Annotated in this window: 14 protein-coding genes; all 14 read left to right on the top strand. The window is 56.5% G+C overall.

From position 1 onward, the window contains the following. The first annotated feature begins 78 nt into the window (after nt 1-78). The 14 genes from A2273_00120 to A2273_00055 all read left to right on the top strand — a co-directional run bounded on the left by A2273_00120 (nt 79) and on the right by A2273_00055 (nt 14,808). Nucleotides 79-1,062, top strand: coding sequence for an AmmeMemoRadiSam system radical SAM enzyme (locus A2273_00120; protein OGF06657.1), 984 nt, complete (start codon nt 79-81; stop codon nt 1,060-1,062). A gap of 16 nt (nt 1,063-1,078) precedes the next feature. Next, nucleotides 1,079-1,348: a hypothetical protein gene (locus A2273_00115; GenBank protein ID OGF06656.1), complete on the top strand. Its 270-nt coding sequence runs from the start codon at nt 1,079-1,081 to the stop codon at nt 1,346-1,348. A gap of 157 nt (nt 1,349-1,505) precedes the next feature. Beyond that, nucleotides 1,506-2,036, top strand: coding sequence for a hypothetical protein (locus A2273_00110; GenBank protein OGF06655.1), 531 nt, complete (start codon nt 1,506-1,508; stop codon nt 2,034-2,036). Between the two features lie 98 nt (nt 2,037-2,134). Continuing rightward, nucleotides 2,135-3,532 (top strand): tRNA lysidine(34) synthetase TilS, encoded by a 1,398-nt coding sequence (locus A2273_00105; protein ID OGF06654.1) that lies wholly within the window; start codon nt 2,135-2,137, stop codon nt 3,530-3,532. After that, entirely contained in the window at nt 3,532-4,062 is a 531-nt protein-coding gene (locus tag A2273_00100) for a hypoxanthine phosphoribosyltransferase (protein ID OGF06943.1), read from the top strand. Before A2273_00105 ends, A2273_00100 begins: the two co-directional genes overlap by 1 nt. 36 nt (nt 4,063-4,098) lie before the next feature. Beyond that, entirely contained in the window at nt 4,099-6,015 is a 1,917-nt protein-coding gene (locus tag A2273_00095; GenBank protein ID OGF06942.1) for a cell division protein FtsH, read from the top strand. Nucleotides 6,016-6,028: 13 nt separating this feature from the next. Further along, entirely contained in the window at nt 6,029-6,586 is a 558-nt protein-coding gene (locus tag A2273_00090; protein OGF06941.1) for a GTP cyclohydrolase I FolE, read from the top strand. Between the two features lie 118 nt (nt 6,587-6,704). Next, nucleotides 6,705-8,138, top strand: a complete 1,434-nt coding sequence (locus tag A2273_00085; protein OGF06653.1) for a hypothetical protein — start codon at nt 6,705-6,707, stop codon at nt 8,136-8,138. Between the two features lie 44 nt (nt 8,139-8,182). Further along, complete coding sequence (locus A2273_00080) at nt 8,183-9,022, top strand: dihydropteroate synthase (GenBank protein ID OGF06652.1); 840 nt, start codon at nt 8,183-8,185, stop codon at nt 9,020-9,022. 129 nt (nt 9,023-9,151) lie between these two features. Next, on the top strand, nt 9,152-9,994 hold the full coding sequence (locus A2273_00075) for a TIGR00159 family protein (protein OGF06651.1): 843 nt from the start codon (nt 9,152-9,154) through the stop codon (nt 9,992-9,994). Next, entirely contained in the window at nt 9,995-12,550 is a 2,556-nt protein-coding gene (locus A2273_00070) for a hypothetical protein (protein ID OGF06650.1), read from the top strand. Then, a complete protein-coding gene (locus A2273_00065; GenBank protein ID OGF06649.1) occupies nt 12,550-12,894 on the top strand; it encodes a hydrogenase maturation nickel metallochaperone HypA in 345 nt (114 codons plus the stop codon). The genes A2273_00070 and A2273_00065 overlap by 1 nt, the downstream gene beginning before the upstream one ends. Before the next feature lie 11 nt (nt 12,895-12,905). Continuing rightward, nucleotides 12,906-13,577, top strand: coding sequence for a hydrogenase accessory protein HypB (locus tag A2273_00060; protein ID OGF06648.1), 672 nt, complete (start codon nt 12,906-12,908; stop codon nt 13,575-13,577). A 46-nt stretch (nt 13,578-13,623) separates the two neighbouring features. Beyond that, entirely contained in the window at nt 13,624-14,808 is a 1,185-nt protein-coding gene (locus A2273_00055) for a hypothetical protein (protein ID OGF06940.1), read from the top strand. The last annotated feature ends 55 nt before the right edge of the window (nt 14,809-14,863 follow it).

Genomic DNA, 14,863 nt, shown 5'->3' with positions numbered 1-14,863 from the left:
ACAAAGAGCACAAAAATTTTCCGGTTTTTACACTTCAGCATCTGCCGGCTCCACCCACATTACGGCGGGAATATAAAAATGGAAGCCAAGTATTATAAAAAGACCGGGGACGATGTCGTCCAATGTTTGCTGTGCCCCCATCTGTGCCGGATAGCGCCGGGGAGGGCCGGGCTGTGCCGGGTCCGGCGAAATCAGGGCGGGATGCTGGAGGCCCTCAGTTACGGCCAAGTGGTGTCGCTGTCCATGGACCCCATCGAGAAGAAACCGCTGTTCCATTTCCATCCCGGCCAGCAGATACTTTCCACCGGTCCCAACGGCTGCAACCTGGACTGCCAATTCTGCCAGAATTGGGAGATCTCCCAGCAGGAGGTGCCGACAGAATGCATCGAACCGCAAAAGCTGGTCGATCTGGCTATTAAATCTAACTCCATCGGCATCGCCTATACCTACACCGAGCCGTTCATCTGGTTCGAATACCTGCTGGATGCCTGCCGGCTGGCCCGCCAGAATGGTCTGGTCAATGTGCTGGTGACCAACGGAACGGTCAACCGGGAACCGCTGGAGGAGTTGCTGCCCCTGATAGACGCCATGAACATCGATCTTAAGTCGATGGATGCCGGCTTCTACAAAAAGACCTGCCGGGGCGATCTGCAAACCGTGCTCGATACCATCATGACGGCATATGGCGGATGTCATATCGAGCTGACAAACCTGGTCATTCCGGGACTCAATGATTCCGACCAGAATTTTGACGACCTGGTAAATTTCGTGAAAAGCGTGGATCCGCTGGTCCCGCTGCATATCTCGCGGTACTTTCCGCAGTATAAGACCAAGATAGAGCCCACGCCGGAAAGCACGCTGATAAGATTCTACGATCGGGCTTTGGCCGATCTCAAATACGTCTATCTGGGAAACCTCAGCCTGCCGGGGAAAGAGGATACCCTCTGTCCCCAGTGCGGGGATGTGCTGATAGAACGCCGGGGATACCGGACGGCGATAACCGGAATAAAGAATAAGAACTGCCAAAATTGCGGCAGGAAGGCCGATATCGTCGGCCTTTGAAGAAGAGGGGTGAATTATGGCCTTAAAGAGAAGAGGGGTGGGTTTCTTTCTGCTGATACTGCTGGGCGGGGCGTTGTTGGGCAGCGCCCTGGGCGACCTGGTGGGATACCTGCTGCCCAGCGGCGTGGTGCACGACTTTTTCATCAAGGCGGTGACCCCGGGGGTGAACCCGCCGGTGACCATCAATCTATTAGTTATGACATTGACCTTGGGATTCACCTTCAAGCTGAACATCATCGCTTTGCTGGGGGTGATACTGATGGCCTATCTGTTGAAGTGGTTTTAAATTTATTGGGACGCGATAGTAAATTTAACCACCCGGGCACCAAGAGACTTATTTTTCGGTTTTCAATTCATAATCTGCATTTTAGGGACATGGTGCGCCATGTCCCTCCAGTATTTAAGGGATCATCCAATAGGTTGATAAAAATGAAGGCAAATAAATGGACCTGATATTCATCTACGGACCGCCGGCATCGGGGAAGTTGACCGTCGCCAAAAAACTGGCAAAGTTGACGGGCTTTAAGATATTTCACAATCATCTGACTTTCGATTCCATTGCACCGATCTTCGATTTCGGCACGCCGGCTTTTGCCGAAACAGCCACGGCAATGCGATTCAAGGTATTCGAAACAGCCTGTAAATACGGCCTTAAAGGGCTGATATTCACTTATTGCTATGATCATCCGCAGGATGATAAGTTCGTCAAGCAGACCATACGGGTGGTTGCCAAGAACGGCGGGCGGGTCCGATTCGTTCAGCTTTATTGCGGCAGGGAAGAGCTGTTCAAAAGAGTGGGGGATGCCTCCCGCCGGAAACATGGGAAGATCAAGTCCACCGCTAAATTGAAGTTAGTCCTGAAGCAATGGGACCTATTCACGCCGATGCCCTATGGAAATAGTTTGAAACTCGACAATACCAGGTTATCTCCGTTAAAAGCGGCCCAGATGATCAGGGATCATTATAAACTTTAGCTTAAAAAGATGCTTGCATCCCGGCTTGGCTCCCAGGCCGGTTTTTTATTGTCTTTATCCTTGCGGGAAAGGCCCTTATATGTTATCATTCATGACAAATGCCGAAGGATCAACCATTAAATAAAATACGGGAGTTCATCGTTTCCCGCCGGCTGATAAGGCCCAAGGACCAGGTGCTGGTGGCCCTCTCCGGCGGGCCGGATTCGGTCTTTTTGCTGCATGCTTTGCTGGCCCTGCGGGAAGATCAGAAGATCACTTTGTTGGCCGGGCATTTAAACCATCGCCTGAGGGGCGCGGAGTCTGATAAGGACGAGGCATTCGTCAAGGCCCTGGCCAAAAAAGAGGGGGTCAAGCTGATCTCCGCCCAACGCGATGTGGCCGGATACGCCAAGAGGCATAAGTTTTCCATCGAGACCGCGGCCCGGGAACTAAGGCGGGAATTCCTTTTAAAAACTGCTGATAAATACAACTGTCAAAAGATCGCCACCGGCCACAATCTCAACGATCAGGCCGAGACGGTGCTGATGCACATCATTCGGGGCTCCGGTCTGACCGGACTTAAAGGGATCCCGGCGGCCAACGGAAAATTCATCCGGCCCATGCTGGGCATCGGCCGGCAGGAGATCCTGGAATATCTTCGGGTCAATAAGATCGAGTGGCGGGAGGACAGCAGCAATAAAAGTCCGGAACATACCCGCAACAGGATCCGCCTGACCCTGATCCCGCAGTTGAAAGAATACAACCCGCAGATAGCCCAATCATTATCCCATCTGGCCGAGTCTGCGGGGTCCGATCTGGAACTGGTCGAGCAGCTGGCTGAGCAGGCTTTCAGGCAGACGGCCAAAATCCATAAGGCCAAAATTAATATTGACTTATCATTATTTAATAGTTATAATAAAGGGTTGCAAAGAAACGTTTTGAGGCTGGCGGTTCTACGTCTTGCCCGGCAAGGGGTTGCCCCCAGCTTTGAGGCTGTCGAGAATTGCATCCATCTGATGGCCGGCCGGGTGGGCAGCCGGGTGGAAGTATTGCCGGGAATCTGGTGCATCACCGGATATAAAACAGCGGAGATCGTCATACCTCCGACCAGCCCCATAGTTAAAAAGGACCCTGCCGTTAAAAAGTTGGCGGTACCGGGAAAAACAATTTTTAACAGTCATCTGATCATATCGAAAATCGTCGGATCTCATACCTGGGGAAAGACCCTGATCCGAAGCGACGATGCCGTCTATTACGACTGGGACAGACTGAAAGAGATGGACCTCACGGTGGGTAAACGCCGGCCGGGCGACGCCATGGTTCCCTTCGGGTCGTCGCACAAAAAGAAGACCAAGGAGTTATTCATAGAAGCCAAAGTGCCACAGGCCAAGCGCGATTCCTGGCCGGTGATCAGGCGCGGGGACGAGATAATCTGGCTGGCCGGATTGAAACGCTCCAACCATGCACCGGTAAACCGGGAGACCAAAAACATCCTGAAACTGGAATTTGTATCATGATCCGCAACGGGGCAAAAAATATCCTTATCTCCCGGGAGCAGATCCAACAAAGGATCCTCGAGCTGGGGCGGGAGATCTCACGGGATTACCCCGATAAAAATCCGGTGTTGGTGGGTGTTCTTCGGGGCTCTTTCGTCTTTCTGGCCGACCTGATAAGGGCCGTCACCATCCCCCTGGAGGTGGATTTCATCTCGGTCGAGAGTTACGGCAGCCAGACCAACTCCAGCGGGGTGGTGCGTCTGCTGCAGGATCTGAACACCAACATCAAGGGGCGCGACGTCATCCTGGTGGAGGACATAGTGGATACCGGGATCACCCTGTCCTACCTGATCGACAACCTGAAGACCAGGAATCCCGCCAGTCTGGTGATCTGCGCCCTGCTGGACAAGAAAGAACGGCGCCAAAAGGAGCCGGGAATTTTAAAATACGTCGGGTTCACCATACCCGACAAGTTCGTCATCGGTTACGGCCTGGACCATGCTCAGCAATACCGTAACCTGCCATATGTAAGCTGGGTCGAGGAGGAATAGATGGCCAATCCCGTCAAACCTAACAGGAACAAGCGGATGAACAAGCTGCCGCCGGCCCCCAACTGGAGGAGCGGCACCAGCACCCTGCTGTTCTGGGTGATCATCTTCATGCTGGGTATCACCCTGTATCAGCTGTTCTCCGGCGGCCGCGAGAAGCAGATGGATATCATCTATTCCCAGTTCCGCGAGGAGATCAACGCCGGCAACATAACCCAGGTCACTTTTTACGACCGGGAGGTCAAGGGAAAATTCAAGACCCCCAAGGTCAAGGTGGAGAGGTCCATCCGCAGCGAATATCCCAAGTTCAAGACCTACCTGCCCATCGAGGACCCCGGGCTGATCGCCGAACTGGAGAGCCGGGGCATCCAGATCAAGGCCGAGAACACCGCGCCCAGCCCCATACTGTCATTTCTGATGAACTGGGGATTCCTGATCGTCATCGGGGTGCTGTGGTTCGTCTTCATGCGCCAGATGCAGGGCGGCCAGAAGGGGGTCTTCTCCTTCGGCAAGAGCAAGGCCAAACTGCTTTCCGAGGACCGCATCAAGATAACCTTCAGCGATGTGGCCGGGGCCGACGAGGCCAAGGATGATCTGCAGGAGATAATCGGCTTCCTGAAGGAGCCCAAAAAATTCACCAAGCTGGGTGGCAAGATACCCAAGGGCGCCCTGCTGCTGGGCCCTCCGGGAACCGGCAAGACCCTGCTGGCCAAGGCGGTGGCCGGCGAGGCCGGGGTGCCGTTCTTCTCCATCTCCGGCTCGGATTTTGTGGAGATGTTCGTGGGGGTGGGAGCCGCCCGGGTGCGGGACCTGTTCGAGCAGGGCAAGCGCAGCGCCCCCTGCATCATCTTCATCGACGAGATCGACGCGGTGGGCCGCCACCGGGGGGCCGGGATCGGGGGCGGGCATGACGAGCGGGAGCAGACCCTGAACGCCCTGCTGGTGGAGATGGACGGCTTCGCCGGGAACGAGGGGGTGATCATCGTGGCCGCCACCAACCGTCCCGATGTGCTGGACCCGGCCCTGTTGCGGCCGGGGAGGTTCGACCGGGTGATAGTGGTGGACCGGCCGGATGTGGTGGGCCGGGAGGGCATCCTCAAGGTCCACACCAAGAACAAGCCGCTGTCCGAGGACGTCAACCTGAAAGTGCTGGCCCGCAGCACCCCGGGCTTTTCCGGGGCCGACATCGCCAACATGGTCAACGAGGCCGCCTTGCTGGCCGCCCGCCGGAACCGCGACAAGGTGTTCATGATAGATTTCGAGGAGGCCAAGGACAAGGTGATGATGGGCGCCGAGCGCCGCAGCATGGTGATCTCCGAGGATGAGAAGAAGATGACCTCCTATCACGAGGCCGGGCACACCCTGGTCAGCCGGCTGATACCCGGCACCGATCCCATCCACAAGGTGACCATCATCCCCCGGGGCCGGGCCCTGGGGGTCACGGTCTCCCTGCCTATAGACGAGAAGCACAACTATTCCCGCACCTGGTGCATCAACCAGATAACCACCATGCTGGGGGGAAGGGCGGCCGAACAGCTGGTGTTCGACGAGCTGTCCACCGGATCGGGCAACGACCTGGAGAAGGCCACCAATCTGGCCCGCAAGATGGTCTGCGAGTGGGGCATGAGCGACAAGCTGGGCCCGCTGACCTTCGGCCAGAAGGACGAGGAGGTCTTTCTGGGCCGGGACTACGGGCACATAAAGAATTACTCCGAGCAGACCTCGGAGCTGATCGACTCCGAGATCAGGTCGCTGGTGGAAGGGGCCAATAAAAAAGCCAAGGCCCTGTTAAAGGATAATGTAGAAAAACTCCACGCCCTGTCGCAGGCCCTGCTGGAGCGGGAATGCCTGGACGGCGAGGAGGTGGAGATGATAATCAAGGGCGAGCAGCTGCCGCCCAAAATGGAAAAGAACGATGAAAAGAAAAACAACGACCCCCCCAAGGTCCAGGCCTAAGAAGGCAGGCGGCATCGACGGCCCGGCCATCGAGCAGGCGGTTCATCAATTGCTGTTGGCGGTGGGCGAGGATCCGCAGCGCGAGGGGCTTAAAGAGACCCCCTGCCGGGTGGCCCGGATGTACCAGGAGATCCTGTCCGGCATGGCCGACGACCCCATTGACCAGCTGAAGGTGTATACCGCCAAGAACGAGGACGAGATGATCCTGGTCAAGGACATCACCTTCCATTCGCTGTGCGAGCACCACCTGCTGCCGTTCTTCGGAAAAGTACATATCGCCTATATTCCCCGCCGCAACAAGATCACCGGATTCTCCAGCCTGGTGAAGGTGGTGGAGGCCATGGCCAAGAGATTGCAGCTACAGGAGCGGCTGGCCGCCGACATCGCCGATCTGCTGATGAAGAAGCTGAAGCCGCTGGGGGTGCTGGTGGTGGTGGAGGCGGAGCACCTGTGCCTGACCATGCGGGGGGTCAAGAAGCCGGGCTCATCGGTGGTCACCTCGGCCATCCGGGGAGGGATGAAGCGGGAATCCACCCGGCTGGAGGCGCTGTCGCTGATAAAAGGGCGGTAAAGACTGTCCACGAAGATCACGAAAGATTTTTAATGATTAATGAGGTTATAATTCCCGATAGTATCTGCCATTTGGCAATTAACTTAAGGGGATTAACAAACAAAAAAGGGGGTCAACCATGTCCAAAAAAATGTCAATCTGGCTGATGACGGCGGTGGTGTGCTACCTGGCGGCGGCAACTGCCATAGCCCAAGCAAAATTCACGGAATTTCCCATAGCCGTGGGAAGAGACAGTACCTTTAGCACGGGTGCGGTTTATGGCACTACAACAGGCCTGGTAGCCATATTGGGCGATACTCTTAGTCAATACAATGTTACTGCCCAGTTGGTCTATCCGCCGGATAGTTTAATTGGGAACCGAATCTCGGTAGGCAGAACTGGTGTTTTCCCCGGTGGAGTAGTGGTTGTATTTGACGGAGCCAACTATCTCCTGGCTTGGAAAGAAAATACCGGCGATATAAACGGGCAATTCATCAATGAAACAGGTAACTTGGTGGGGTCCTATTTTACCATTGCTACAAATACATCAACTGAGGGGCCTTGGTCCGGTGGTATGGCTTTTAACGATACTACTTACTTTGGGGTGTTTGCTAAGGCTGACACTCATCTCTACGGACAGCGAATAAGCAAAAGTGGGATTTTGCTAGGCGGTCAAGTACAGATCAGCAATAATCATGCGCGGGATATTTCCCTCGCTTACGATGGCACCAATTATCTGGCTGCTTGGGTTGAAGTGATCTCCGATACAGACAAAGATATATACGGACAGTTTATCAACAAGGCGGGGTCACTGGTCGGAACCAATTTTTTAATTGATGGCGGACCAAATTACAGCGACAATCCAACAGCACTTGCTTGTGATGGTGCACGGTATTTGCTTGCCTACCATGAAACGCCGGATACCAATACAAAGTGGACCTTGATGGGACGTTTTATCACCACCTCGGGGACGATGGAAGAATCGATAGTCATCTGCGATTCTACGAAAGACCCTGGGTTCCCAAGTATCTCTTTTGATGGCGATCACTATTTGGCAACCTGGACCCAATCGGTTGACCTTACTCTAATGGGACAGTTCTGGACTCCGGCGGGTGTGCCGATAGACGTGCCATTTATAATATTTAATTCAGTGGGCGGCAGGATACCGTTTGGCGGATGCGGGTTCGGAGGCGGCTGGTTTTTGGCTGTCGGATCCAGACTTAATTTTAGTGGCACAGATGGAGATGTTTACGGGGCCTTTATTCCAAAGTATACCGGGGTGGAGGGGAACCCGGGCAGTGATAAGTTTACAGTCGAGAGTTTGAAGTTGACGGTTGCTGGGAATAAAATAAATTATCAATTGCCGCAAAACGGCGTTGCTTCGCTAAAGGTTTACAACTTGCTGGGACAGGAAGTGCGTTCTTTGGTAAATGAATTTAAAAGTTCCGGAGCTCACAGTTTACAGTGGAATGGCTGTGATGCCAGCAACCGCAGAGTTTCCAGCGGGGTGTATCTTATTCGGTTAGAGTCAGAAAGACTGAGTGCGACGGCAAAAATGGTGGTGGTGAGGTGACACACCCCCGGCCCCTCTTATTAGAGGGGAGATAAAAGCATAGTATGTTCTGGCAATGCGGCAAATATAAACTCGACACCAGTCATAAAACCCTGGTGATGGGCATCCTCAATGTCACCCCGGATTCCTTCTCCGACGGGGGCCGGTTCAATGCGTTTGACAAGGCCCTGGCCCGGGCCATGGAGATGGCGGAGCAGGGGGCCGACATCATCGATATTGGGGGCGAGTCCACCCGGCCGGGGGCGGCCAAAGTCTCGGCCCAAGAGGAGATCGAGCGGGTGGTGCCGGTCATCGAAGCGCTGGCAAAAAAAACCGACATCCCGATCTCGATAGATACCTATAAATCGCAGGTGGCTAGAAAAGCACTGGAGGCCGGGGCCTCCATGGTCAACGACATTTCAGGGCTGCGGTTTGATCCAGAGATGGCCAGCTTGTCAGCGGAGTTTAAATCCGGCCTGGTGCTGATGCACATCAAGGGCACGCCGGAGGACATGCAGCAGGACCCGCAGTATAAAGATCTGCTGGGAGAGATAAGGTCCTACTTAAGCGGCTCGATCAAGATCGCCCTGGATGCCGGAGTGGAGCGATCGGCCATCGCCATAGATCCCGGCATCGGCTTCGGCAAGACGGTGGAGCATAATCTGAGCCTGATAAAGAATCTGGCATACTTCAAAGATCTGGACTGCCCCATCGTCATCGGCGCTTCACGGAAATCCTTCATCGGAAAATTGAACAATGATATCCCGGCCACAGAACGCCTGCCAGGCAGCCTGGCGGCGGCCATCTTGGCGGTGCAGAACGGGGCGGCCATAATCCGCTGTCACGACGTGGCTGAGACCAAACAGGCTCTGAGGGTGACGCAGGCGGTAATGAATATTGATTAACCACCCCTTTATCCCACTTCGATGATCTAAAATAATCTGCACTGCTCAGTGCAGGCTCTCCTTGATCAAGGAGGGGACGGGGGAGGTCTAGAGGTCTAAAAGTATCTTATTTATCAAAAGAATATATTAATGGATAAATTATTTCCCACATTTCACCTGCCCGGCGTGCTGTCCTTCCTAACGGTGCGGCCGCTGGACATCCTGGACATAATCCTGGTGGCCTACATCATCTACCGGATCTTTCACCTGATGAAGGGCACCCGGGCGGTCCAGATCATGTTCGGCCTGCTGGTGCTGATCGCCATCGCCATAGTGGCCCAGCTGTACCAATTGCCCGGCACCAGCTGGGTAATATCCAGCCTGAAGACGGTGTGGGTGGTGGCCTTCGTGATACTGTTCCAGCCGGAGATCCGCAATGCCATGACCCAGCTGGGGCGCAACCGCTTTCTGGGGATATTTCTCAAGGGCGAGGTGCGGGCCATCGAGGAAGTTATCAAGGTCTGCCAGGCCCTGCTGGTCAGGGGCTATGGGGCCATCATCGTGCTGGAGAAGAACGACGGCCTGAAGAACTACACCGCCACCGGGGTGGAGCTGAACGCCCACCTCACCGAGCAGCTGCTGGTCTCCCTGTTCGTGCCCGACGGACCGCTGCACGACGGGGCGGTGATCATCCGGGGGGAGACGGTGGTGGCCGCCGGCTGCACCCTGCCCATCACCAAGGACCAAAATTTTTCCGGGGAGCACGGAATGCGGCACCGGGCGGCGGTGGGCCTTTCCGAGGAGACCGACGCCGTGGCGGTGGTGGTCTCGGAGGAGAAGCAGTCCATCTCCATCGCCCGTTACGGGAAGCTGATCGAACTGAAAAATATCCAGGAACTGAGGGAAAAACTCAACCGGGCATTGCACACCAAGGCCGGCCCGGCAGAGATGAAAGAAAACACACCAGGTGACATAAATAGCAAGGAGAATTAGATGATCAAGGAAACCAAGACCAGGCTGTGGATCGGGCTGGGGATATTTTTGACCGCCTTCATAGTCTACCTGAAGACCATGGCCCCCACCGCCTCCTTCTGGGACTGCGGGGAGTTCATAACCGTCTCCCAGATCCTGGGCATTCCGCACCCGCCGGGCTACCCGCTGTACGCCATCGTTGGCCGGGTGACCATCATGCTGCTGCCGTTCTTCAAGGAGATAGCCTTCCGGGTGAACCTGCTGTCGCCGCTGTTCTCGGCCCTGACCATCGCCATCGTCTACCTGCTGACCGTCAAACTGATCGTGGTCTGGAAGGGCCAGCCCAAGGACCGGCTGGATGAGGTAATAATTCACCTGGCCGGCGCATCGGCCGCCCTGTTCCTGGCTTTCTGTCCCACCTGGTGGGACAATTCCATAGAGACCGAGGTCTACGGCATCGCCATGTTCATGATGTCCATGACCGTGTGGCTGGCCCTGCGGTGGCGGGACCAGATCGGGAGAGTGGGCAACCGCAAGATGCTGCTGCTGATCGTCTACCTGTTCACCCTGGGCATCGCCGGGCACATGTCCACTTTACTGGCGGCCGGGCCGATATTTCTGTTCATCCTGCTGGTGGACTGGCGGGCCCTGGTGGACTGGAAATTCCTGGGCTGGGCGGCCGGGTTGATATTCGTCGGGATCACCATAAATTACTATCTGCTGCTGAGGGCCAACCTGGATCCGGCCCTAAATATGTGCAATCCCCGCAACTGGGATTCCCTGATGTACGTGCTGCAGAGGAAGCAGTACGAGCCGTTCAATTTCTTCACCCGGCGAGAGGATTTCATGTACCAGTTCGGCCACATGTTCCTGCGCTACTTCAGCTGGCAGTTCGCCCCCATAATCCGGCCCGGCCCTTCCGAACTGCACAGCGCTCCGGCCCTGTGGCTTTCCTCGCTGCCCATGGTGTTGGGGGTGTTCGGGGCGGTATACCACCTGCTCGAAAAGGAGGAGAAAAAGTTCGGGATCACCGCGGCGGTTTTGCTGGTGGTGGGTGTCCTGGTGGCCCTATTCACCAACAGCCCGATGGCGACCATGCTGATAGCCCTGGGGGTGGTGGCCGGTTTCTTCCATGTCTACAAGCGCCAGGACAAGAGCTTTGCCATCGTCGGCCCGGCCTTCATCATCACCAGCCTGGGGCTGGTGGTCTACCTGAACATGGCCAATCCCCAGCCCCGGGAGCGGGATTACATCTTCGCCCCGGCCTACCTGTTCTTCGCGGTCTGGATTGGGATGGGCGGCTGGCGCCTGATGCAGTACGTCAAGGAGATGCTCCGGGAGAGATCGGCCAAATGGGCCAGGCTGGCGCCCATCATCCTGGGAACGATCTTTATTCTGATCGCGCTGTTCAATATCAAGCAGTATCATTTTGAGAAGAACCGCTCGGACAACTGGATCCCCAATGATTACGGCTACAACATCCTGCAATCGTCCCAGCCGGGCGGCATCGTGTTCACCAACGGCGACAACGACACCTATCCGGTATGGTTCATGCAAGAGACCAACGGCATCCGCCAGGATGTCCGGATAGTCAACCTGTCGCTGGCCAACACCGACTGGTATCTCAAGCAGGCCATCCGCCACGGCGTCCCGCTGGACCTCTCCGAGTATCAGATAGACCAGCTGGCCGGCCGGGGCTATATCACCGAGGACCGACAGATCTTCAAATTGTCCGACATCGCCATCAGGTTCATCATCGCCTCCAATGCCGGGAAGAAACTTTCCTTCCAGCAGATACTGGCCCCGGCCGACAGCTTCGCCCAGCTGGTGTTCGATAAGAACTATACCGAGAAATATCCGGTCTACTTCGCGGTCACCGTCTCCGATGACAACCTGGCCGGCCTGCAGAAGCACCTGTCGTTCGAGGGCCTGCTGTACCGGGTGACGCCCGGGGTGTCCAACAAGCAGGTCAACCTGGAGCTGACCCAGAAGAACATCACCCAGGTCTACCGTTATCGGGGCATCACCGATCCCCATATCTTCAAGGATGACAACACCCAAAGGCTGCTGGGCAACTACGCGGTGGCCTACTGGCAGCTGGGGATGGCCATGCGGAAACAGGCCGAGGCCGAGCGGGCCGCCAAGAGGGAGGACCGCTATCGGGAATGGATGATGAAGTCCATCGAACAGTTCCAGCAGGCTTACAACATCCTGCCCAACGAACCGGCCAGTTACAACTGGCTGGGGGTGGCCTATGCCGAACTGGGGGACTACGCCAAGGCCTCCGAATGGCTGCACAAGCTGGTGGACAAGGACCCGGCCAATCCCTACGCCAAGATGCAGATCGGCGGCGTTTTCCAGCAGGGCCGGATGTATGACTCGGCCGAATATTACTACCAGCAGACCCTGCTGCAGGATCCCAACCTGGCCGAGGCCTACGGCCGGCTGTATCAGCTGTACATGGAACAGAAGAGATACGATCAAGCGGCCTCCATCCTGCAGGACTGGCTGCGCAAGAATCCCAACGATCCGGGGGCCGGCAGGATGCTGAGCGATCTGCGGCAAAGAATGCGCTGATGCACGAGCTGGCCATCACCCAGAGCCTGGTCAAGATCGCCCTGTCCAAGGCCCAGGAGGCCGGCGCCCTGCGAATAAGGAAGATCAACCTGAAGATCGGCCGACTGACCGGGTACGTGCCGGAGGCGGTGGAGATGAACTTCGAGATGATGACCCCCGGCACCAGGGCCGAAGGGGCGGTGCTGGACATCCAATGGGTCCCCATCAGGTGCCGCTGCCGGGACTGCGGGGCCGAGTACCAATCGGACCAGCTGGACCTCACCTGCCCCCAATGCGGCATCTTAAGCGGCCAGATAATCGACGGCCGGGAGATGTTCATAGACAGCATCGAAATCGATAATTGAATTCACCGTATATGACAGAGATCAAGATCCTGAAAAATATCCTGGACCAGAACCGCCACCGGGCGGATGAGAACCGGGCAGTGTTCCAAAAACACGGCATCCTGGCGCTTAATTTCATCGCCTCGCCCGGGGCCGGCAAGACCACCCTGCTGGAGAGGACCATCTCCGGCCTGAAAGGTAAAATGGAATTTGCGGTGATCGAGGGAGATATCACCGGCGACTACGACGCCCGGCGGCTGGCGGCCCTGGGCATTCCGGTGGTGCAGATCAACACCGAGGGCGGCTGCCACCTGGATGCCGGGATGGTGCACCGGGCCTTTCAGGATTTTCAGCTTGATAAGACGGATATCCTGGCGGTGGAGAACGTGGGCAACCTGGTCTGTCCGGCCGAATTCGACCTGGGCGAGGCTTTTAAGGTGGTGGTGCTCTCGGTGCCGGAGGGCGACGACAAGCCGGCCAAATATCCCCTGATCTTCTCCGAGGCCGGGGCGGTGATATTCTCCAAGATCGACCTGCTGGAAGCGGTGAACTTCGATCTAGAGAAGGCCCGGGCCGACGTCCGGAGGATAAACCGGGAGGCTCCCATCTTCGAACTGTCGGCCGCCACCGGGCAGGGCATGGCGGAATGGGTGGACTGGCTGGCCGCCAGGGCCGCTGAACAGGGGAAATCCAAAACGGGATGAGACGGTGAACAGATATATCGATATTATCGGCGGCGGGCCGGCCGGGATGATGGCGGCCATCATCGCCGCCGGGAAAGGCGGCCGGGTGCGGCTCTGGGAGAAGAACGGCTCCTTGGGCCGCAAACTTTTAGCCACCGGCAACGGGCGCTGTAACTTTGCCAATCAGAACATCTCCTTGGATAACTTTCACGGCGGCCACCTGCAACTGGCCGGCGGCATCCTTGATAATTTCAAAGTGAAGAACACTCTGGAATTTTTCGAGGGCCTGGGACTGTCGTTTTACGCCGACAGCCGGGGAAGGTATTTTCCCCGCAGCAACGAGGCTTCCGCGGTGCTGTTCTGCCTGGAGCAGGAGATGGAACGGCTGGGGGTGGAGGTCAACCTGCGGTCCGAGATCGTGGCCCTGGGGAGGGTTTCCTCCGGCTGGCAGGTCCGCCAAAGGGGGCCTGGGCATGGATCCGCTGCGGTGATCCTGGCCTGCGGCGGGGCGGCCAGTCCGCAGTTCGGCTCCACCGGGCAGGGCTACGAGATGGCGTCGAAACTTAACCATGCCATCGTCCCCCCGGAGCCGGCCCTGGTGCCGCTGATGCTGGCCGGGAACTGGTTCCATAAGCTCCAGGGATTGAGGATGGACCTCAGGCTGACCATCAGCCGGGGCGGCCAGACTGTTTTTGAGATCGTCGATGAAGGATTGTTCACCCACTACGGGCTGTCCGGACCGCTGGCCCTCAAGGCCAGCCGAATGATGAAAGGTCCGGGACTTGAGTGCCGGATCAATTTTCTGCCCTATACCAATGAAACAGAGGTCATCACCCAACTGAGGGCCAGAAGGGAAAAACTGGCTTCCCGCCTGACCAGGGATTTTTTGACCGGACTGCTGCCGGAGAAACTGGGACTGGTCATGATGATCCAAAGCAAATTGAACCTCGATGCGTCATGCCGGGAGATATCGGATGAACAATTGCCGATGCTGCTGGAAAATCTCTGCCGCTGGCCGGTTCAGATAAAAGGCCCGAGGCCTTTCAAGGAGGCCCAGGTCACGGCCGGGGGGGTGGACTGCCGGCAAATATTTCCCGAAAGCTTGATGTCCAAGAAGGCTCCCGGGCTGTTCTTCTGCGGGGAAGTGCTGGATGTGGACGGGGACACCGGCGGCTACAACCTCCAGTGGTCCTGGAGCTCGGGATATGCGGCCGGGAATGCTGCGGCCGAGTATGTGATCAAGAAACAGTAAATCCTATTGATCTATTATCGCTTCCGGAATATAATAAAACATGTATCATATAGTT

It is taken from the genome of Candidatus Edwardsbacteria bacterium RifOxyA12_full_54_48 (assembly GCA_001777915.1).
Classification (GTDB): Bacteria; Edwardsbacteria; AC1; order AC1; family EtOH8; genus UBA2226.
This window is presented reverse-complemented; position numbering and strand designations above follow the sequence as displayed.